This window comes from Arenimonas metalli CF5-1, assembly GCF_000747155.1.
In the GTDB taxonomy this organism is placed as follows: Bacteria; Pseudomonadota; Gammaproteobacteria; order Xanthomonadales; family Xanthomonadaceae; genus Arenimonas; species Arenimonas metalli.
Genome location: NZ_AVCK01000012.1, coordinates 338,368 through 357,551 on the forward strand (window position 1 = coordinate 338,368; position 19,184 = coordinate 357,551).

Genomic DNA, 19,184 nt, shown 5'->3' on the forward strand with positions numbered 1-19,184 from the left:
TCGCCGCGGGTGCTTTGGAGGGTTTCCCATGACTGTACGTTTCCGCCCGGCCGCCCTGGCCGTGGCTCTGAGCGTGGCCCTGACCGGCTGTGCTTCTCTGGCCTCGCGCCCCGGTGACACCGACATCAATGCCCTGCTGGCCGAACGACGTGGCCCGCAGGTCGAGTGGTCCGCGGTGGGCCAACCGCCCCCAGAACGCCAGGCCATCGACCAGTGGCTCGGTGCGCCGATGACCGCGGAGGCGGCGGTGCGGGTTGCCATGCTGCGCAGTCCCCGCCTCCAGCAAGAATATGCGCGGCTGGGCCTGGCCCGGGCCGACGTGCTCGAGGCCGTGCAAGTGGCCAACCCCACCCTCTCGCTCTCCCGGTCCTATCTGGACCCGGGCAGCGGCTACAACCGTCTGGCCGGCCTGACCATGCCACTGGCCGATCTACTGGTGCTGCCGGTGCGCACGCGCCTGGCCCGCGCCGAGTACGAGCGCGCCAAGCTCGAGATCGCCGGCGCGGTCCTGAACGTCGCGGCCGACGTGGAAGCCGCCTGGTACACCTATGTGGGTGCCCAGCAAGTCGCGGATATGCGTACGGCCGTGGCCGGTGGCGCCGATGCCGCGGCCGAACTGGCGCAGCGCTTCTTTGATGCCGGCAATATCAGCGAGCTGCAGCTCAAGCAGGAACAGGCGGCCGCCAGCGAGGCGCGCATCATCGCCGCCCGGGCCCGTGCCGATGCCGGCCGCGCCCGCCTCACCCTCAATACCCTCCTGGGCCTCAGCGGCGAAGATGCGGCGTGGGCGACCAGCGATCGCCTGCCCATGCCGGTGGGCGCCGAAGACGATCCCCAGCAGTTGGCGGACCTGGCGCGCACCTCCAGCCTGGAATTGCTGGCGGCGCGCCAGCAGGCCGAGATCCTGGTCGACGCGTTGGGCATTACCCGCAAGCTGCGGTGGCTCGGCGGCAGCGAGATCGGCTACGAACGCGAACGCGACGCGGACGGGTCGCGTCTACGCGGTCCGACACTGGATCTGGAGCTGCCGATCTTCAATCAGGGCCAAGCCAAGTTGGCCCGGGCCGAAGCGCTGCTCGCCCGGGCTCGCGCCCGCGTGGCCACGGCAGAGCTCGGCGTCGACAACGCGGTACGCCTGGGGGCCGAACAGGTCCGCGAACTGAGTCAGGTCGTGGCGATCCACCGGGACGCCCTGATTCCGCAGCGCGAAAAAGTGGTCGAGCGCAGCCAGCAGGAGCAGAACTTCATGCTCATCGGCGTGTTCGAGCTGATCCAGGCCAAGGTGCAGGAATACAACGCCTACGAGAGCTATCTTGAAGCCGTGCGCGATTACTGGTTGGCTCGCGTGGAGCTGATGCGGGCCGTCGGCCAGCGCCTGCCTAGCGACGCCGCCATTGGGGACCGCACCCCCAGCGTGCAGGACATCCTGACGCCCTCGGCCGAGGAGGCGATGCCGGGCATGGACCATAGCGGCCACGACATGTCGTCGATGCCTGCCGCTCCGGCCGACGCGATGGAGGGCATGGACCACAGCGGTATGGACATGCCGGCGAAGCCGGATGCGCCGATGGCCCCCGCGGCTGCGCCCGCCGACGCGATGGAAGGCATGGACCACAGCGGCATGGACATGCCAGCAAAACCGGCCGCGCCCGCGGTTCCGGCGTCTGCGCCCGCCGACGAAATGGAAGGCATGGACCACAGCGGCCATGACATGCCGGCGACACCGACACCGGTCGATCACTCCCAGCACGGTGCGCCGCCGGCGTCCCCCGCACCGCCGACGCAGGATGAGAAGGAAACCGAGGAAGACACCCCCACCCCGCCCGACCACAGCGCCCACGGAGACACCCCATGAAGATCACACGACGCGACATCCTGCTGGGCGCAGGGGCCGGTCTGGTCACGACGGCCGCGACGGGCATGGCCCGCGCCCAGAGTCAGGGCCACGACATGAGCCAGATGAAAGAGCCCGACGCGCCTCCGGAGGCGCCACCGGTCTCCCGCCCGCGAGCGGGCAAGGTACGCACGCTCAACGGCTGGACCCTGCCCTACCGCATGAACGGCGGCGTCAAGGAATTCCATCTGGTCGCCGAGGAGTTCGAACACGAGTTCGCGCCCGGCTCCAAGGCGATCTGCTGGGGCTACAACGGCTCCACGCCGGGGCCGACCATCGAGGCGACCGAGGGCGACCGGATCCGTATCTTCGTCACCAACCGCCTGCGCGAAGCCACCACCATCCACTGGCATGGCCTGATCCTGCCCAGCGGCATGGATGGCGTGGGCGGCCTGAACCAGCCGCAGATCAAGCCCGGAGAGACCTTCGCCTACGAGTTCACGCTCAAGCAGCACGGCACCCACATGTACCACCCGCACGCCGACGAGATGGTGCAGATGGCGATGGGCATGATGGGCCTGCTGATCATCCACCCCAGGCGGGGCGAGGCGGTGCCGATTGACCGCGACTACGCGTTCCTGCTGCACAACTTCGCGCTGCACCCGGGCACCCGCCGGCCGGACCCGGCGGTGATGCAGGACTTCGACCTGTGGACCTTCAACTCCAAGGTCTTCCCGGCGATCGAACCGATCGTGGCGCGTACCGGCGAGCGGGTCCGGATCCGCGTGGGCAACCTGAGCATGTGGAACCATCCGATCCACCTGCACGGCGTGCAGTTCCACATTACGGGCGGCGACGGTGGCCGCTTGCCGCGCTCGCAATGGCGCACGGAGGTCACCGAAATCGTCGGGGTTGGCCAGATGCGCGATATCGAGTTCACCGCGGTGCCGGGCGACTGGGCGTTCCACTGCCATATGTCGCACCACACGATGGGACCGATGGGACATGACATCCCGAACACCATCGGGGTGGACCAGCGCGGCGTGGAGGCGAAGATCCGCCAGATGCTCCCGGGCTACATGGCCATGGGCGAAGACGGCATGGGCGAGCACCAGGACCATACCGATGGCGGCATGCCAGGGCCCCCGAACACGCTGGCGATGATGGCCGGCAAGGGCCCGTTCGGAAACATCGAGATGGGCGGCATGCTCACCGTGGTCAAGGTGCGCGATGACCTCGCGCCGGGCGATTTCAGCGACCCGGGCTGGTACCGCAATCCTGCCGGCTCCGTCGCCCGGCGCGTCAGCAACGATCCCGCGTTCGGCAACCCGCCCCGTCGCCCCCGCTAACCAGGAGATCCGCAAATGTCCCTTATCAAGAGTGGTTTGATTCTCGTGGGTTTCGGTGCCGCGGCTGTGGCCGGTGGCATCTACTTTGGCGCCGTGCACCCCGGCGCCGATGAACCGCACTCGGCGGTCGTCTTCAAGCTGATCGAAACGGCGCGGGACCGCGCCATCGCCGTGCGCGCCCACGACGTCACCGTGCCCGCACTGGGGGAGGCGGCCCAGCTGAAATCCGGCGCGGGCAACTACGCCGCCATGTGCACCACCTGTCACCTCGCGCCGGGCATGGCTGCCACCGAGCTCAGCCAAGGCCTGTATCCCGCGCCGCCAAACCTGACCCAACTGGGGGCGCCCGATCCCGCCCGCGCGTTCTGGGTCATCAAGCACGGCATCAAGGCCTCGGGCATGCCTGCCTGGGGCAAGAGCATGTCGGACGAGTACATCTGGAACATGGTCGCCTTCCTGCAGCAGATGCCGACGATGTCGCCCGAGCAATACCAGGCCCTGGTGGCCAGCAGTGGCGGCCATGACCACGGCGGCGGCGAGAGCATGCCGCACGACGACGGCATGCCCGGCATGGCGGGCATGGACGGCGAGAGCGCGGATCACCACGGTGGCGCGGAGGTCGCGCCGCACGACGATGCCGGCTCGGCGCCGCACGATCACGGTGCCCCCGCCCCGGCTGCGCACGACGATGCCGGTGCACCGCCTCACGACCACGACGCGCCCCCGCCGCCGGCCCACGACGACGCTGGCGCGCCACCGCATGACCACTGACCCCTCTCTGACAGGACCCACCACCATGAAGCGTATTGCCACCCTTGCTGTCTTTTCTCTCGCCGCCGCCGGTAGCCCCGCGTTCGCTGAAGGCCCGGTCACCCCGCCCCACGCTCACGACGCGTCCACCGCGCAGGCAACCGCCGGCCCGGTGCTGAACATTCCTGCGCAGGCGCAGCCGGCGGTGGCGACCGTCGAACGTTTCTCCACCGCGCTGGTCGCGGGAAGACTCGACGCCGCCGGCGCGGAGCTCGATCCGAATGTGCTGATCCTGGAGAGCGGCGGCGCCGAACGCTCCGCCGCCGAGTACCTGGGGGGTCACGCCAAGGGCGACGCCGCCTTCCTCAAGACCGCGCACATCCAGCTGATCCGCCGCACGGCCCAGGTCAGCGGCGATCTGGCCTGGGTCGCGAGCGAAAGCGAACTGCACCTGAGCAAGGACGGCAAGCCGGTCACGGTGCTCAGCACCGAAACCATGCTGGTGCAGCGCTCGGACGCTGGCTGGAAAATCGTCCACATCCACTGGTCCTCGCGCACGAAAGCGCCGGGCGATCATCACTAGGAGGTCGCCATGCGCCGGTTCACTTCGATTGTGACCACCGTGGTGCTGCCGCTGGCCCTCGCCTCGTGCGAGGGCCGCAAGGACCCGCCGCCGGAAGCCTTCGGTCCCCATGTGGTGGCGACTCCGGCTGCGAGCGTGACGCCACTGCGGGCGGATGACACCTCCGCGCCCCATGTCGCCGAGCGCCCCACGGCGTTGCCGCCGATCACGATGCACAAGGACCCCTACTGTGAGTGCTGCAGCTTGTGGGCCCGGCATGTCGAGGGCGCCGGCTTCCCCGTGAGCGTGGTCGTTGATCGCAACATGGACGCCTTCAAGCGCAGCGTGGGCGTTCCTGCCGGCAAGGGCTCCTGCCACACCGCCCAGGTCGAGGGCTACTTCATCGAAGGCCATGTGCCGGTCGAGGACATCCACCGTCTCTTGGCCGAGCGCCCCGACGCCCGCGGCCTGTCCGCCCCGGGCATGCCGATCGGCTCCCCCGGCATGCCGGGTCCGCCGCGCCCCTACACCGTGTACCTGATTGGCAAAGACGGCAGCAGCACGCCCTTTAGCCAACACGGTCATTGACCGGAGTCGCCCTCATGACCACCCACGCCAGCCATCCCCCGCCGTCGGCAACGACGCCTACCGAGCAGCCCCGCGATCCGGTCTGCGGCATGTTCGTCGCCGGTCCGTTGTTTGTCTTGCACGGGGACACCCGCTATCACTTCTGCTCGGAGCGCTGTCGCCAGAAGTTTCTGGCCGACCCCGAGCACTACCTGGCGACAGACGAGCCCAAAGACGGGATGACATCGGCGCCGCCCGTCGCGGCCGTGCCGGGCGCTCGCTACACCTGCCCGATGCACCCGGAGATCGTCCAGGACGGACCGGGCACCTGCCCCAAATGCGGAATGGCGCTCGAGCCGATGCTGCCCTCGCTCGAGGAGGAGGAAAACCCCGAACTGGTCGACTTCACCCGCCGGTTCTGGGGCACCCTACCCCTGACAGCGATCGTGCTGGTGCTGGCGATGTTTGGGCACCGTTGGAGCGGCCTGGACACGGTGACACGAACCTGGCTTGAGCTCGGGCTGTCGGCACCGGTGGTGCTGTGGGCCGGTTGGCCGTTCTTCGTGCGCGGCGTGGCGTCGCTGCGGACCGGGCACCTGAATATGTGGACCCTGATCGGCACCGGCGTGGGTGCCGCGTTCGGCTACAGCGTCGCGGCGACGGTAGCGCCCGGGTGGTTCCCGGCCTCGTTCCAGGAGCACGGTCGCGTCGGGGTCTACTTCGAAGCGGCGGCGGTCATTGTGTCCCTGACTTTGCTGGGCCAGCTGCTCGAGCTCAAGGCACGTTCGCAGACCTCGGCGGCCATCAAGGCGCTGCTGGGGCTGGCGCCCAAGACCGCCCGTCGCATCAACGCCGATGGCGGCGAGGAAGACATTCCCCTGAGCCACGTTCACGTCGGGGACCGCCTGCGGGTGCGCCCGGGTGAGACCGTGCCGACCGACGGCGAGGTGGTGGCGGGACGCTCGAGCGTGGACGAGTCCATGCTCACGGGTGAACCCATGCCGGTGGGCAAGAACCCGGGCGACCGGGTCATCGGCGCGACCCAGAACACGACCGGCAGCCTGGTGATCGTGGCCGACAAGGTCGGCGCCGACACGGTGCTCAGCCAGATCGTGCAATTGGTCGCCAACGCCCAGCGCTCGCGGGCGCCCATGCAGCGCATGGCCGACACGGTGTCGTTCTGGTTCGTGCTGGCGGTGTTGGCGATCGCCTTGGCGACCCTGCTGGTCTGGGGCTTGTTCGGCCCCGAGCCGTCGTGGGTGTATGGCGTGCTCAATGCCGTGGCGGTGCTGATCATTGCCTGCCCCTGCGCCCTGGGCCTGGCGACACCGATGTCGATCATGGTGGCCACCGGTCGCGCTGCCAGCGTCGGCGTCTTGTTCCGCGATGCCGAGGCGATCGAGAACCTGCGCAAGATCGATACGCTGATCGTCGACAAGACCGGCACCCTGACCGAAGGGCGGCCGCGCTATCGGGACACGGCCGCCTTGCCGGGTTTCAGTCCCGCTGAAGTCCTGCGATTGGCCGCCAGCCTCGACCAGGGCAGCGAGCATCCCCTCGCCGCGGCCATCGTGACCGAAGCCCGCGACCGCGGCTTGGCGCTGTCGGTCCCGGACGCGTTCGAGTCGGCCAGCGGCATTGGCGTGCGCGGCCGCGTCGATGGCCGGGCGCTGGCGCTGGGCAACCGGACCCTGATGGCCGAAGAAGGGGTGGAGGTGACCGTCCTGCAGGGCGCCGCCGAGCGGCTGCGGGCCGAGGGCGCCAGTGTGATGTTCTTGGCGGTTGATGGCCGCATCGCCGGCCTGCTGGCGGTGTCCGATCCCATCAAGGAATCCACGCCCGAGGCGCTCGCCCAACTGCGCGCTGCCGGTCTGCGGCTGATCATGGCCACGGGCGATGGCGAAACGACGGCCCAAGCGGTGGCCCAGGCCCTGGGCATCACCGAGGTGCATGGCGAAGTGCGGCCTCAAGACAAGGCCGACCTGGTGGCGAATCTCAAAGCACAAGGCCGACGCGTGGCGATGGCGGGCGATGGCATCAACGATGCCCCGGCGCTGGCCCTGGCCGATGTCGGTATCGCGATGGGCACGGGCACGGACGTGGCGATGAACAGTGGCCAGGTGACCCTGGTCAAGGGCGACCTGCGCGGCATCGTCCGGGCCCGGCAGATCTCCGAGGCCACGGTGGCCAACATGAAGCAGAACCTGGGCTTTGCCTTCCTCTACAACGCGCTGGGCGTGCCGATTGCGGCCGGCGTGCTTTACCCCGTGTTCGGGCTGTTGCTCAGCCCGATGATCGCCGCCCTGGCCATGAGCCTGAGCTCGGTCTCGGTGGTGATCAACGCGCTGCGCCTGCGTGCGGACGACACGTGACGATTTTTTGCTTGGCCGCTGCGGCGGCGCAGGCATCCCGGACCGGTGGGTGTTGGGACAACCACCGGTTCGTTTCTTTCGTCCCCCAAGGAGATTTCCCCATGAAACGTCTGCTTCCGTTCGCTATTGCCCTGCTGATCGCCGCCCCGCTCGCCTGGGCCGACGACAAGGGCCACGACCACATGGCCGTCAAGAATGGCCAGACCCAGCCGCACGATATGGCCGCGATGTCGGCCGAGGAGTTTGCCAAGCTCGACACCGACAAAAACGGCCAGCTCGGTCGCACCGAGCTCCCCAAGGAGCACAAGCTCGCCGCGCATTTCGACATGCTCGATACCGACAAGAACGGCACCCTCTCGGCCGCCGAGTTCGCCAAAGGCAACGGCATGTGAGGTTTCGCCCGGGGCGGCCTTGGCCGCCCCGGCCACTGGAGGCAAGGAGAGCGCAATGACACGATTCTGGACGGGCCTGGCGGCCCTGCTGCTGGCCGGTGCGACGATGGCGGCCCCCGCCGCCGCAGCCTCGGACGACACCGCCGCGATCAAGGCGGTGCTGGCGACTTACAAGACGGCGCTCGAGCGCCGAGACCTGACGGGGGTGGACGCCCTGTTTGCCGAGCGCAACGAAGTGATTGAATCGGGCAAGGTCGAAGGCTCCTATGCCGATTACGTCACGCATCACATTGGCCCGGAACTGGGCCATATCCAACGTTTCACCTTCGACGACTATGCCGTGACGGTCGAGCAGGCCGGCGACATCGCCTGGGCCACGGAGACCTACCGCTACACGATCGTGCTGCCCGATCGCGCAGACCCCATCGTGCGTCAGGGCGTGGCCACGACGGTGCTCGAGCGGCGGGAGGGAGCCTGGAAGATCCGCGCGATGCACAGCTCCTCGCGTGCGCCAAAGCCCGCGGCGCCATGAGGCGTCCGTGACGCAGGCCCTGGTGATGCCCGACCTGACCTTGGCCCTGGAGCATTGGCGCCAGGATCCGGGCGGGACCTATCGCACCTGGTTTCTGTGGGAGGAGCGGATCAAAAACTTCCGCTCGATCCGGCGGGGCCTGCAGGCGGTCGTGCAGGAGATCGAGGCCGGTACGTTCGGCACCGCCTACCGCGGCTCCACGTTGGAGACCGTGGTCTCGGCCGTCGCCGAGCAGCGTCAGATCTTCAAGGGCGCCGATCACGCCTTCTTGTGGAAGCCAAAGCTGCGCATCCCCGACATCTACGAAAGCCCGGACAACCAGCGCACGTTCGGGCGCTTCCTGCATGCCTGCGATTGCTGCGACGACGAGGCCGGCGTGTTGTGGGCGATCCAGGCGCTGGACGATTGCCGGATCAAGGGTCTGGGCCCAGCGGCCGCCAACCTGCTGTATTTCCTGCACCCCACCTTGGTGACGCCTTTCAACACGGCGATCGTCAAGGGCTACAACACGGTCACGGGTGCCCGGGTCAAGCTGGGCCGCTGGGACGAGTACCTCGCCATGCGCCGCGGCGTGCTTGCGCTGAACCAGCAGTACCGGACGCGGCTGTCCAACGATCTGGGTGCGATCGCCGGGTTCCTGTTTGACGTCGGCTCGGGCCGGCTGCCGCTGCCGACCGCCGAGGCCAACCCGACGGCGTGGGCCGCCGATCTGGCCCGTGTCCGCAACGATGCCGCCGCCGAGCGCCGCCGTGCGGCCGAAGCGGCCGAGGACCGCTCCCATACCCAGGTCCAAGGGTGGCTGCGTGACCTGGGCCGGGCCTTGGGCTATCAGGTGTGGGTCGCCAGCAATGATCGCGGTCGCACCTACAACGGTGGCCGGTTGGCCGAGGGCTGCCTGGACACCCTGCCGGCGGCACTGGAGTCCTCCTTGGCGGTGGATACGATCCGGCTGATCGATGTGCTCTGGATCGAGCCCGAGGGGCGGGTCGCCGCCGCGTTCGAGGTCGAGCACAGCACGAGCCTGTACTCGGGCATCGTGCGCATGCTCGACCTTGCCTTGGGCGCAACCGATGGCCTGGCGGGGCGCTACTTCCTGGTGGCCCCGGATCGGCGCGAAGCCGATGCCCGGGCGCAGTTCGCGCGTCCTGCGTTCCAGCGCGTCCTGGATCTGGACCTGCGCTTTCTCGCCTACAGCGATCTGGCCGAGCACCGCGAATCCATGGCGCGGTTCGGGCAAGGACTGCGCCCGCTCGATGCCCTCGCCCGCCCATTGCGGGGTCCGGGTTGAGCGCGGACCTGATCCCGTTGGATCGCCGGCGGCCGCGCACCCCCTGGCGTGGCGGCGCCTTGATGGGCGCAGGTTGGGCAACGTTCGCCGGCGCCGTGGGCGACAACCGGGACCATGCCCACCACGCGCTTCAGTTGGTGGTCGGCGAGGCCGCAGACGTCGTTGTCTGGATCCGTGGCCGGGGCGAGGTCCAGGCACCCGCGGTGCTGCTCGACGCGGACGTCGTGCATCGACTCCACCCCGGACCGGCGCGGTTGCTGTATTTGGACCGGGAATCGCAGGCTGGCCGCCTGTTGTCACCCACCTGCGTGGCCGGCGCCCGGGGCTTGACCTCGGCAGAACGACACGCGGTGCTCGACGCCTGGCCGCATCCTTCCCGTCTGGCCTTGGGGCCCGTGCTGGCGGCCTTGGGTCAGGACCTACCGGCGGTTCCCCCCGCGGAGGGCTCCGATGACCGCGTCCAGCGCGTGCTGGACTCCTTGGTTACCCGGACGACATGGGAGGGCACGTTGACGAGCTTGGCCGCGGAGGCCGCTATCTCCCCCAGCCGCTTCCGACATCGCGTGCGGGAACTGATTGGCATGCCGCTGCGGCCCTATCTGCGCTGGCTCCGCCTGCGGCAGGCCCTGACGCTGGCGGCCAGGGGCGAGAGCCTGACGCGAGCGGCCCAGGACGCCGGGTTTGCCGATGCCGCCCATCTGACCCGGACCATGCAGCGGCACTTCGGGGTTGCCCCGAGCGATGTGATCCACGCGCTGCGGCAAGGTGGCTTGAAGCCCCCAGGTCAGCCGGTTTGTTCAAGCCGCCCGACTGCGCCACATGCCCATGACGCAGCGGGTCGCCACGTCGATGGCCACGGTGACCCACGGACGTCCGATCACGGTTAGGCGGTCATCGCTCAGGACGAGGACGTCGGCCGGGGTGTGGTCAATTTCCAGAAGATCCAGGGGCCGTTCCGCCTCCAACTTGCCGGTGCGGGCCTCCCAGCGTTGCTTGGCCGCCTTGCAACCCAGCCGGGCGCGGTCCGCCTGGTAGCCGTCTTCACGGGCGATTCGGGTCAGCACCGCGGATCGGGACGGCGGCTTGAGCTTGAGTCGCCGAGCCAGGGAGCGGGCACGGACAACCACGTATTCCTTGGACGGTCGTTCCCGGCGCAGGTAGTGCTTGGCAATGACGTGCTTGATCAGCGCATCGACCTCCGGATCCAGCTGATTTAGTCCGAGCGGCCGACCTCCCGGGCTTCGGGCCAAGGCGCTGGCGCGTGGGTCCTTCCTGAAGGTCGCACGGGCCCTCTGAAGCTGCCTGACGCTGATGCCGTGACGCTTGGCGAGCTTTTCGAGCTCGCTGCGGGCGACGGTGGTCCGGCTGTTCAGGGGCGTCAGGTCCTTGGCGAGGTCACAGCAACGCTTCCATTCCGCGGCAGGGATTCCTTCGAAGGACGAGGCAGCCGCAGTCTTGGGCAGCGCCTCGATCCGGGCGATCGCGACGGAACTGACCGCCCCCGTGGCCACATCACGCACGCGCATGTGGGTGAGCGAGTCGGCCCCGTCGATCTGGATGACCCGGCCATTGGCGACGCAGGTCGTGCCTGGGGTGAGTTCGAGCGTCATGGCCGCGCCCTCCCCGTCCGAAGCTGACATTCGGTAAGCACGACCGTGGCGAAGCCGAGCAACCGGCGAACAGCCGCCAGGCGGCGGCTCACCGCATCAGGATCACGGTCCAAAAAGGACTTCGATTTGATTTCGACGACCGTCCAACGTCGAAATCCCAACCGGACAATGGCGCGGGTGACCCGGTCGTAGACCACCAGGAAGTCTGGGGTGTACCGGTGCACGCCCTGGTCATCGGCGTAGCGGAGCGTGAACGGCTGGGCGTGGATGGCCACCAGGCCGGCGTGTCGCGAGAAGAACGCGATGGCGTGCGCCTCGAGGTCGCTCTCTACGGGCACGGATTGGGTGGGTGGCGTCCAGGCAACGCGACCGCAGACGTGCCTCCCATGGGAGAGCGGAATTTCTCGAGCGGACCATCGAATGGCACCGTCCACTTTGGACGGCGGGGGTTGATGCATGGCTTTCATTGGAATTTCTCCAAGGCACAGAGCGGCCCCGACGTGGGTCGGGGCGACGATTTGGCTTGTGGTCAACAGCTGCCCATGGAGTGTCCTCCCTTGAATGAGAGGCTTCCCTGCCGGGGGGCTTGGAGACTGTGGATGTCCCACAAGGACGCTCTGCCTTGAGCTGCCCACGCTCCATCGGGGATGGCGACGCATCGTCCCTGCAGGCGGCACGAGACGCGCCGGCGGAGGTGAGTGAGGGGGACGCTAGCGGCGTTTCTCGCCGGCGAAAGTTAGACGAGGTTTTGCCGAAATGCGTTCACCCCTCGTCACGAAGGGGTTTCGCGCTCGTTGGCGGACCCGGGCGTCGCCGCGTGGGGGTCGTTGGCGCAACCAGGTGCGCGCTGGCCGGTATCCGCTTTACCGTGACGTTAGATGACAGAATGCTCCTTAATCCTGTCGCACGCCATCCGAAAACCCCTGTGCCCGGAGGATAAGGTTAGAAGAAATGTCCATAACTTTCCGCAACTTGCCCAGGGCCTGTCACGGTGCGCCGCGGTTTGGCGGACTGTGACAGTTGCCCTTGGGACTCTCCTCAGGCGCCCCGCCATGCCCCAGGTCGACGATGCCCTGCTGACCCTGGTGATTGGCGTAACCGGCCATCGGGACATCCCGGATACGGAGTACCCGGCGCTGGCGGCGCGGGTCACCGAACTGCTGCAGTCCCTGCGGCGGGAGTTCCCGGGCCTGCCGCTGCTGATGCTCAACCCGCTGGCCGATGGCGGCGACCGGATCGCGGCCCGTGCCGCGGTCGCGCTGGGCGTGCCGCTGTTCGTGCCGCTTCCGTTCGCCCGGGACGAATACGAGCGGGATTTCGAAACCCCGGAGTCCCTGGCCGAGTTCCGCGAACTGGTGTCGGGCGCCAGGATCCGCGAGCTGCCGCTGGCGCCGGGCATCCGCGCCGACGAGGTGGCCGTCCGCGGGCCGGCCCGGAACCGCCAGTACGCCCAGCTCGGCATGTTCATTTCCTCGCACAGCCAGGTGCTGCTGGCGCTTTGGGATGGCAAGCCCAGCGATGCGCTGGGTGGCACCGCGCAGGTGGTGGACTACCACATCACCAATGCCATGCCCTGGATCGAAAAGCGCGACATCGCGCCGAACCTGCTGGCCGATGACGAAAGCGACCTCGTGTACCACGTCACCTGTTCGCGCCGGCTGGCGCCCGGCAGCGAGTCCGGTGCCGTGGCCGCGGGCGCGGCGCGTTGGCTGACGGCCGACGGCGGTACGCCGGTCAACGTCGGCATGCCCGCGGCCTATCGCGCCGTCTTCCGGCAGATGGAAGCGTTCAACACCGATACCCGGAAGTACTGGCCCGGCATCCGGCACGACTACCCTCGCCTGCTGCCGGAGCCGCCCCCGGCCCCGGTGCCGCCTGGCGTGCTGCGCATCGAGCGGCTGTTCGGCGCGGCGGACTGGCTGGCGCTGCATTTCCGCCAGCGCGTGCGCCGCAACCTGCAGGCCAGCCACGTCGCCGCGGCGCTGATGGGCCTGGCCTTCATCCTGTATTCGGACATGGCGTCGCGCAGTGAGTTCGTGGCGGCCTTCCTGTTGCTGTTCGCCGCGGGTGCGCTGCTGGCCTGGATCGCGCGGCGGCGGCAGTGGCAGCGCAAGTACCTCGATTACCGCGGTCTGTCCGAAGGCCTGCGCGTGCAGCTTTACTGGCGGCTCGCGGGCGTGCCGGTGCCGCCGGACGGCAGCCTGGGTTACGACAGCTTCCTGCAGAAGCAGGACGTGGAGCTGAGCTGGATCCGCCACGCCATGCGCGGCACCAGCCTGGTGCAGGACAGCGGCCTGGCACCGGATCCGCGCTGGCTGGACTGGACGATCCGGCACTGGGTCGGCGACGACGCCGGCCAGGGCGGCCAGCTCGCGTACTTCAGGCAGGGCGCGCAGGATCGCGCCAAGGCCTACCTCCTGACCGAGCGGCTGTGGCGGCTGTCGCTTTATGCCGGCCTTTCCGGCGCGCTCGTGTTGTGGCTGCTGGGGAGTCGCATCGAAGGCTCGCACCAGTCGCTGCTGCTGCTGTTCATGGGCCTGTTGCCGCTGATCGCGGGCATCCGCGAGGCCTACTCGTTCAAGAAGGCGGACAAGGAACTGATCAAGCAGTTCCAGTTCATGGCGCGCCTGTTCGCCAGCTGCAGCGAGCGCCTCGCCCGCGCCAACACGGTAGGTCAAAAGCGCGAGCTGCTGCTCGCGCTGGGCCGCGCCTGCCTGGAGGAACACGCCGAGTGGATCCTGCTGCACCGCGACCGGCCGCTGGACGCGCAGGCACCGCAGTAGCCCGTGGGTCAGGCGGCGGCTTCCCGCCTGCGCCCGAGCAGCAGCGCCAGCACGCCCTCGAAGCGGTCGAGCTCGCCGGCGTCAGCGGCGCTGCGGGTGTACATGTCCGGCTCGTCGCAGACGCGCAGGATGCGGCAGTGGCCGGCGCCTCCGTCATCGACGGTCAGTTCGGCCTCGTAGATGCATTCGCCGGTGGCGCCGCGCCACGCACGCAGCAGGCCGGCGTCATGCCAGACCACCCAGCGGTCCTCGAGGCTGGCCGGCCACAGGCCTTCGGACAGCCGGGCCATCTCCTCGGGCGTGAAGGTCCGCGCGCAGCGGACGGGCCAGGACAGGCGCATCTTCCGCAGGCGGGTCAACCACTCGTCTCGCTCGTCCATGGGATTCCGTGTCGGGTGGTTCGCCAGCCAGTGTGCCCGGCGGCAGGCTCATACATTGAGACGGGCATCCCGTCCCGGCGAGGCCAACCCCTCCCCGGCCCGTTGGCGGCCGGTTCACTCGCTGCCGGCCTGCTCCACGACCAGGATCCGGGCCTCTCCGATCGGATGCGCGACGTGCGCCAGGCCTTCGCAGGCATGGAAGATGTCGCCCGGGCCAAGTAAGGCACTGTATTCGGTCGCGTCGATCCGGTAGCGCATCTCGACGACGCCATCGAGCACGACGAAGACTTCTTCGCCGGTGTTGACGTGCCAGCGGTAGGGCTCGTTGGTCCAATGAATCCGCGTGGTGACCTCGCCCATGCGGGCGATGGTTCGCGCGCCCCAGGCGCGCTCGGCCGTGAATGATTTTCCGTGGGTTACGAACATCGAAGGCTCCAAAAAAGCGCCGGGCCCCCGGGGAGTGGGACCCGGCGCAAATGGGTTTTACTACGGGATGGCGCCGGCGGGATGGCCGGCCCGGCGCCAGACTCGGGCCTGCCCCGGTGGCAAGGTCAAGGCCGCGGCTCCCGGCTCGGCACTGGACAGGGCCGTTGACCTTGCCATGATGGGAAGCCCCAGCCTGCGTCCAACCACCCCGCAGGACCCCGCCATGACCCCTTCCCTTCCCGATTCCCCCCGCGATACCGAAATCCGCTTCGGCGTGACCGGCATGACCTGCGCGTCTTGCGTGGGCCGCGTCGAGAAAGCCCTGTCCCAGGTCCCCGGCGTCCGCTCGGCCAGCGTCAACCTGGCCACCGAGATGGCCACGGTCACGACCGACGGCAGCACCTCGGCGGCCACCCTCGCGGCCGCCGTCGAAAAGGCCGGCTACGGCGTGGCCGTCGAGGAAATCTCGATGGCCATCCTCGGCATGACCTGTGCTTCCTGCGTGGGTCGCGTCGAGAAGGCCCTGGCGAAGGTGCCTGGCGTTCAGTCGGCCAGCGTGAACCTGGCGACCGAAACCGCGCGGGTGCAGGTGCTCGCCGGCACGCCTCACGAAGCGCTGATCGCGGCCATCTCAAGCGCGGGCTATGAGGTCGCGCCGCCCGCCGATGCCACCGAGGCGTCCCACGACGGCGGGACAACGGCCGTGGATGTCACCGCCGCGCCGTCGCACGCAGGCCCTGGGCACGCCGGCGGTCGCGGTTCCGTGCGCCTCGCCACTGCCACGACTGCGTCGCCGCAAGCGCTCGCGGCGGCACGCGAGCGCCGCCACCTGCTCCTCGCCGCCCTGCTCTCCCTGCCCCTCGCCGTGCCGATGCTGGGCATGCTGTTCGATGAACACTGGGCCTTGCCGGGCTGGTGGCAGTTCGCGCTGGCGACGCCCGTGCAGTTCTGGCTCGGCGCGCGCTTCTACAAAGCGGCCTGGAAGGCCGTGCGCGCCCGCACCGGCAACATGGACCTGCTGGTCGCGCTGGGCACCACGGCCGGCTACGGCCTGAGCGTCTACCACCTGCTGTTCACCCAGCCGCACCACGGCGAGCCGCCGCTGTACTTCGAGGCGTCGGCGGTGATCATCACGCTGATCCTGATGGGCAAGTGGCTGGAGGCGCGCGCCAAGCGCCAGACCACCGAAGCCATCCGCGCGCTGCAGGCGCTGCGCCCGGCGACGGCGCGCGTGCGCCACGCCAACGGCCACGAGGCCGAGGTGCCGGTGGCCAGCGTGCGCGTCGGCGACCACGTGGTGGTGCTGCCCGGCGAACGCTTCCCCGTCGATGGCGAGGTGCTCGAAGGTCGCAGCCACGCCGATGAATCCCTGATCAGCGGCGAATCGCTGCCGGTGGCGAAGGAACCCGGCGAACGCGTCACCGGCGGCGCAGTAAATGGTGAGGGCCGCCTCGTCGTCCGCACGCTGGCGGTCGGCGCGGAGTCGGCGCTGGCGCGCATTATCCGCCTGGTGGAAGACGCGCAGGCGAAGAAGGCGCCGATCCAGCGCATCGTCGATCGCGTCAGCGCGGTGTTCGTGCCCGTGGTCATCGTGATCGCGCTCGCCACCCTGCTCGGCTGGGGTTTCGCCACCGGCGACTGGACCGTCGCCACGCTCAATGCCGTCGCCGTGCTGGTGATCGCCTGCCCCTGCGCGCTCGGCCTGGCCACGCCCACCGCGATCATGGCCGGCACCGGCGTCGCGGCGCGGGCCGGCATCCTGATCAAGGACGCCGAAGCGCTGGAAACCACGCGGCACCTGCGCACGGTCGCCTTCGACAAGACGGGCACCCTGACCGCGGGTCGCCCCGAGCTTGCCACCCTGCGCGCCGTGCAAGGCGACCAGGGCGAGCTGCTGTCCCTCGCGGCCGCCCTGCAGCAAGGCAGTGAGCATCCGCTGGCGCGCGCCGTGATTGCGGCGGCGTCCGCGCGCGGCGCACTGCCCGCGCCGGCCGAAGGCATCACCGCCCTGCAGGGCCGCGGCCTCGAAGGCCGCGTGCAGGGCCGTCGCGTGCTTTTGGGCAGCGAACGCCTGATGCGCGAGCTGGCCGTCGACCTCGCCGCGCTGGCCGCCGAAGGCCAGGCCGAGGCGGCGAACGGGCGCTCGGTGTCGTGGCTGGTCACCGAGGACGACGGGCACCTCGTGCTGCGTGGCCTGCTCTCGTTCGGCGATCCGCCGCGGCCCGAAGCCACCGACGCGATCCGCCTGCTGCAGGCGCAGGGCCTGCGCACCGTGATGGTCTCCGGCGACAACCGCGGTGCCGCGCAGGCCGTGGCCGCCGCCGTGGGCATTCCCGCGCAGGACGTGCGCGCCGAAGTGCTGCCGGGCGACAAGGCCGACGTGGTGCGCGCGCTGGCCGTCGACGGCCGCGTCGGCATGGTCGGCGACGGCATCAACGACGCGCCGGCCCTGGCCGCCGCCGACGTGGGCTTTGCGATGGGCGGCGGCACCGATGTCGCCATGCATGCCGCCGGCATCACGCTGATGCGCAGCGACCCGCGCCTGGTGGCCGACGCCATCGACATCTCGGGCCGCACCACCCGCAAGATCCACCAGAACCTGTTCTGGGCCTTCGTCTACAACATCGTCGGCATCCCGCTGGCCGCCGCCGGCCTGCTCGATCCGGTCGTCGCCGGCGCGGCGATGGCGCTCTCCAGCGTCAGCGTCGTCTCCAACACCCTGCTGCTGCGGCGCTGGTCGCCGCGCGCCCGCCACTGAGGAGCCAGCCATGGCACGCCATGCGATCCGACCCGAACTGTCCGAGGCCAAGGGCCAGGGCCTGCACAACATCGGCGAGGCCTCGGCCCTGACCGGCGTTTCGGCCAAGATGATCCGTCACTACGAATCGATCGGCCTGGTGCCGCCGGCCAGCCGCACCTTCGCCAACTACCGGCTCTACAACGACGCCGACGTGCACCGGCTTCGCTTCATCAAGCGCGCGCGCACCCTCGGTTTCTCGATGAAGCAGATCGAGCAGCTGCTGGGCTTGTGGTCGGACCCGGCGCGCAGCAGCGCCGAGGTCAAGCGCCTGGCGCAGGCGCACGCCGACGAGCTGGCCGCGCGCATCGCCGAAATGCAGGCCATGCAGCGCACGCTGCAAACCCTGGCCGCGCACTGCCACGGCGATGCCCGCCCGGAATGCCCGATCCTCGATGACCTGGCAGGCCCCGCGCCCGAAGGCCGCGCCGCCGGTCACGCCGCCCCCTCCTGCCACGGTTGAATCCCCATGAGTGAATTCGTCTTCTTCTACTCCCCGGGCGCCTGCTCCCTCGCCATCCACGCCGCGCTCGAACACGCGGGCGCGGACTTCGAGCCGGTGCGCGTCGATCTTCGCCAGAACCAGCAGCTGGCGCCGAACTACCTGCTGCTAAACCCGCAGGGGCGCGTGCCAACGCTCGTGGCCGGCGGGATCGTGCTGACCGAAACGGTGGCGATCGCCGACTTTCTCGACCGTCGTTTCCCGGCCGCAGGCCTGCTGCCCAGGGACGACATCGCCCGGGCACTGGCGCAGGCCGCGATCCAGCGCCTGTCCAGCGACATCCATCCGCTTTACCGGGCGCTCTGGATCACGGACTGGTTCGCAGAGGATCCCGGCGCGCATCCGGCGATGAAGGCGACGGCGGCCGAGCGGCTGAAGGCGTTCCATGCCGAGCTCGAGCAGCGCCTCGCCGAAGGCCGTTGGGGCCAGGGTGAGCCGACCGGCTTCCTCGCGTATTACACCGGCGTCTTCCTGCGCTGGAGCGCGGCGGTTGCACCGGAGGGCCTGGGCCCCGCCAGCGAGGCCCTGCGCCGGCGGCTGGCCAATGACCCCGCGATGGCCCGGGTCCTGGCGCGCGAAGGCGTCAGCCTCGACAGCCTCAAGCGGGCGACGGACTGACGGAACGATCACGCACCGACCGGGGTAAACTACCGCCATGCCGCTGCTTCGCACCCTCGCCCACCTGATGCTGGTCCTGGCCTTGCTGGCCGGCGGCTTTGCGCCGGGTGGCGTCGCGGCTCAGGGCTTCGCGGATGCCGGGGCGGCCCAGGCCGACGCCGGCATGGCGGGAAGTTGCCATGACCTCGCCGGTGACCCGGTGGGCCCTCCCGAGTCGATGCCCACCGATTGCTGCGAGGGCGGTTGCACCTGCGACTGCGTGAACCCGATGCAGGCCGGGCTGTTGGCCGCTCCCTCGCGCGCAACGCTGCCTGTTCGCGGCGCGGTCCAGCGTCCGTTTGCCGCCGTGCGCCTGTCGGCCTCGGCGACGCCGGACATCCGACCTCCCATCGCCTGATCGCCCGCGGCGGACCCCGGTCCGC

The 19,184-nt window shown here is 69.4% G+C and carries 19 protein-coding genes; 15 read left to right on the forward strand and 4 right to left on the reverse strand.

Annotated features, from left to right (window positions below):
• The first annotated feature begins 28 nt into the window (after positions 1-28).
• From N787_RS05175 to N787_RS15500, 10 genes are all read left to right on the forward strand, one after another.
• Entirely contained in the window at positions 29-1,855 is a 1,827-nt protein-coding gene (locus N787_RS05175; RefSeq protein WP_084590630.1) for a TolC family protein, read from the forward strand.
• Positions 1,852-3,183: a multicopper oxidase family protein gene (locus tag N787_RS05180; protein WP_211252130.1), complete on the forward strand. Its 1,332-nt coding sequence runs from the start codon at positions 1,852-1,854 to the stop codon at positions 3,181-3,183. The genes N787_RS05175 and N787_RS05180 overlap by 4 nt, the downstream gene beginning before the upstream one ends.
• A 15-nt stretch (positions 3,184-3,198) precedes the next feature.
• Positions 3,199-3,954 carry a c-type cytochrome gene (locus N787_RS05185; RefSeq protein ID WP_084062423.1) on the forward strand — a complete coding sequence of 252 codons (756 nt, stop codon included), beginning with the start codon at positions 3,199-3,201 and terminating at the stop codon, positions 3,952-3,954.
• A 25-nt stretch (positions 3,955-3,979) separates the two neighbouring features.
• Complete coding sequence (locus N787_RS05190) at positions 3,980-4,516, forward strand: YybH family protein (RefSeq protein WP_034211226.1); 537 nt, start codon at positions 3,980-3,982, stop codon at positions 4,514-4,516.
• A gap of 9 nt (positions 4,517-4,525) precedes the next feature.
• Positions 4,526-5,083 carry a DUF411 domain-containing protein gene (locus N787_RS05195; RefSeq protein WP_245593961.1) on the forward strand — a complete coding sequence of 186 codons (558 nt, stop codon included), beginning with the start codon at positions 4,526-4,528 and terminating at the stop codon, positions 5,081-5,083.
• A gap of 14 nt (positions 5,084-5,097) precedes the next feature.
• Positions 5,098-7,434, forward strand: coding sequence for a heavy metal translocating P-type ATPase (locus tag N787_RS05200; protein WP_084590631.1), 2,337 nt, complete (start codon positions 5,098-5,100; stop codon positions 7,432-7,434).
• Between the two features lie 101 nt (positions 7,435-7,535).
• Positions 7,536-7,826, forward strand: a complete 291-nt coding sequence (locus N787_RS14890) for an EF-hand domain-containing protein (protein ID WP_052575148.1) — start codon at positions 7,536-7,538, stop codon at positions 7,824-7,826.
• Positions 7,827-7,881: 55 nt separating this feature from the next.
• Complete coding sequence (locus N787_RS05210) at positions 7,882-8,358, forward strand: SgcJ/EcaC family oxidoreductase (protein WP_034211230.1); 477 nt, start codon at positions 7,882-7,884, stop codon at positions 8,356-8,358.
• A gap of 7 nt (positions 8,359-8,365) precedes the next feature.
• A complete protein-coding gene (locus N787_RS05215; RefSeq protein WP_245593962.1) occupies positions 8,366-9,646 on the forward strand; it encodes a type II restriction endonuclease in 1,281 nt (426 codons plus the stop codon).
• 62 nt (positions 9,647-9,708) lie between these two features.
• The gene (locus tag N787_RS15500; RefSeq protein ID WP_425387849.1) at positions 9,709-10,533 is read left to right on the forward strand and encodes a helix-turn-helix transcriptional regulator; all 825 of its coding nucleotides are present in this window, start codon (positions 9,709-9,711) and stop codon (positions 10,531-10,533) included.
• Here N787_RS15500 and N787_RS14895 read toward each other — a convergent pair.
• The gene (locus N787_RS14895) at positions 10,444-11,256 is read right to left on the reverse strand and encodes a hypothetical protein (protein ID WP_156968907.1); all 813 of its coding nucleotides are present in this window, start codon (positions 11,254-11,256) and stop codon (positions 10,444-10,446) included. The two genes, N787_RS15500 and N787_RS14895, sit on opposite strands and share 90 nt — an antisense overlap.
• Positions 11,253-11,723, reverse strand: coding sequence for a TnsA endonuclease N-terminal domain-containing protein (locus tag N787_RS14900; RefSeq protein WP_169742285.1), 471 nt, complete (start codon positions 11,721-11,723; stop codon positions 11,253-11,255). Before N787_RS14900 ends, N787_RS14895 begins: the two co-directional genes overlap by 4 nt.
• Positions 11,724-12,308: 585 nt before the next feature.
• On the opposite strand from N787_RS14900, the gene N787_RS05230 reads away from it, so the two are divergent.
• On the forward strand, positions 12,309-14,039 hold the full coding sequence (locus N787_RS05230; protein ID WP_034211236.1) for a hypothetical protein: 1,731 nt from the start codon (positions 12,309-12,311) through the stop codon (positions 14,037-14,039).
• Positions 14,040-14,047: 8 nt separating this feature from the next.
• Here N787_RS05230 and N787_RS05235 read toward each other — a convergent pair whose 3' ends face one another.
• Positions 14,048-14,419, reverse strand: a complete 372-nt coding sequence (locus tag N787_RS05235; protein ID WP_034211238.1) for a hypothetical protein — start codon at positions 14,417-14,419, stop codon at positions 14,048-14,050.
• Between the two features lie 114 nt (positions 14,420-14,533).
• Positions 14,534-14,845, reverse strand: a complete 312-nt coding sequence (locus N787_RS05240; RefSeq protein WP_034211240.1) for a cupin domain-containing protein — start codon at positions 14,843-14,845, stop codon at positions 14,534-14,536.
• 223 nt (positions 14,846-15,068) lie between these two features.
• Between N787_RS05240 and N787_RS05245 the strand changes: the two genes are divergently transcribed.
• Genes N787_RS05245 through N787_RS05260 form a run of 4 tightly spaced genes read left to right on the forward strand, consistent with a single transcriptional unit; the run spans position 15,069 to position 19,159 of the window.
• Positions 15,069-17,603 (forward strand): heavy metal translocating P-type ATPase, encoded by a 2,535-nt coding sequence (locus N787_RS05245; protein WP_034211242.1) that lies wholly within the window; start codon positions 15,069-15,071, stop codon positions 17,601-17,603.
• A gap of 10 nt (positions 17,604-17,613) precedes the next feature.
• Entirely contained in the window at positions 17,614-18,105 is a 492-nt protein-coding gene (gene cueR / locus N787_RS05250; protein WP_052575149.1) for a Cu(I)-responsive transcriptional regulator, read from the forward strand.
• Between the two features lie 6 nt (positions 18,106-18,111).
• Positions 18,112-18,762, forward strand: a complete 651-nt coding sequence (locus tag N787_RS05255; protein ID WP_052575150.1) for a glutathione S-transferase family protein — start codon at positions 18,112-18,114, stop codon at positions 18,760-18,762.
• Between the two features lie 37 nt (positions 18,763-18,799).
• A complete protein-coding gene (locus N787_RS05260) occupies positions 18,800-19,159 on the forward strand; it encodes a CopL family metal-binding regulatory protein (protein WP_034211243.1) in 360 nt (119 codons plus the stop codon).
• Positions 19,160-19,184: the final 25 nt, after the last annotated feature.

Excerpts from the sequence above, each read along its gene's own strand:
- N787_RS05175 (WP_084590630.1), top strand. The coding sequence starts at position 29 with ATGACTGTACGTTTCCGCCCGGCCGCCCTGGCCGTGGCTCTGAGCGTG.
- N787_RS05180 (WP_211252130.1), top strand. The coding sequence starts at position 1,852 with ATGAAGATCACACGACGCGACATCCTGCTGGGCGCAGGGGCCGGTCTG.
- N787_RS05185 (WP_084062423.1), top strand. The coding sequence starts at position 3,199 with ATGTCCCTTATCAAGAGTGGTTTGATTCTCGTGGGTTTCGGTGCCGCG.
- N787_RS05190 (WP_034211226.1), top strand. The coding sequence starts at position 3,980 with ATGAAGCGTATTGCCACCCTTGCTGTCTTTTCTCTCGCCGCCGCCGGT.
- N787_RS05195 (WP_245593961.1), top strand. The coding sequence starts at position 4,526 with ATGCGCCGGTTCACTTCGATTGTGACCACCGTGGTGCTGCCGCTGGCC.
- N787_RS05200 (WP_084590631.1), top strand. The coding sequence starts at position 5,098 with ATGACCACCCACGCCAGCCATCCCCCGCCGTCGGCAACGACGCCTACC.
- N787_RS14890 (WP_052575148.1), top strand. The coding sequence starts at position 7,536 with ATGAAACGTCTGCTTCCGTTCGCTATTGCCCTGCTGATCGCCGCCCCG.
- N787_RS05210 (WP_034211230.1), top strand. The coding sequence starts at position 7,882 with ATGACACGATTCTGGACGGGCCTGGCGGCCCTGCTGCTGGCCGGTGCG.
- N787_RS15500 (WP_425387849.1), top strand. The coding sequence starts at position 9,709 with ATGGGCGCAGGTTGGGCAACGTTCGCCGGCGCCGTGGGCGACAACCGG.
- N787_RS14895 (WP_156968907.1), bottom strand. The coding sequence starts at position 11,256 with ATGACGCTCGAACTCACCCCAGGCACGACCTGCGTCGCCAATGGCCGG.
- N787_RS14900 (WP_169742285.1), bottom strand. The coding sequence starts at position 11,723 with ATGAAAGCCATGCATCAACCCCCGCCGTCCAAAGTGGACGGTGCCATT.
- N787_RS05230 (WP_034211236.1), top strand. The coding sequence starts at position 12,309 with ATGCCCCAGGTCGACGATGCCCTGCTGACCCTGGTGATTGGCGTAACC.
- N787_RS05235 (WP_034211238.1), bottom strand. The coding sequence starts at position 14,419 with ATGGACGAGCGAGACGAGTGGTTGACCCGCCTGCGGAAGATGCGCCTG.
- N787_RS05240 (WP_034211240.1), bottom strand. The coding sequence starts at position 14,845 with ATGTTCGTAACCCACGGAAAATCATTCACGGCCGAGCGCGCCTGGGGC.
- N787_RS05245 (WP_034211242.1), top strand. The coding sequence starts at position 15,069 with ATGACCCCTTCCCTTCCCGATTCCCCCCGCGATACCGAAATCCGCTTC.
- cueR (WP_052575149.1), top strand. The coding sequence starts at position 17,614 with ATGGCACGCCATGCGATCCGACCCGAACTGTCCGAGGCCAAGGGCCAG.
- N787_RS05255 (WP_052575150.1), top strand. The coding sequence starts at position 18,112 with ATGAGTGAATTCGTCTTCTTCTACTCCCCGGGCGCCTGCTCCCTCGCC.
- N787_RS05260 (WP_034211243.1), top strand. The coding sequence starts at position 18,800 with ATGCCGCTGCTTCGCACCCTCGCCCACCTGATGCTGGTCCTGGCCTTG.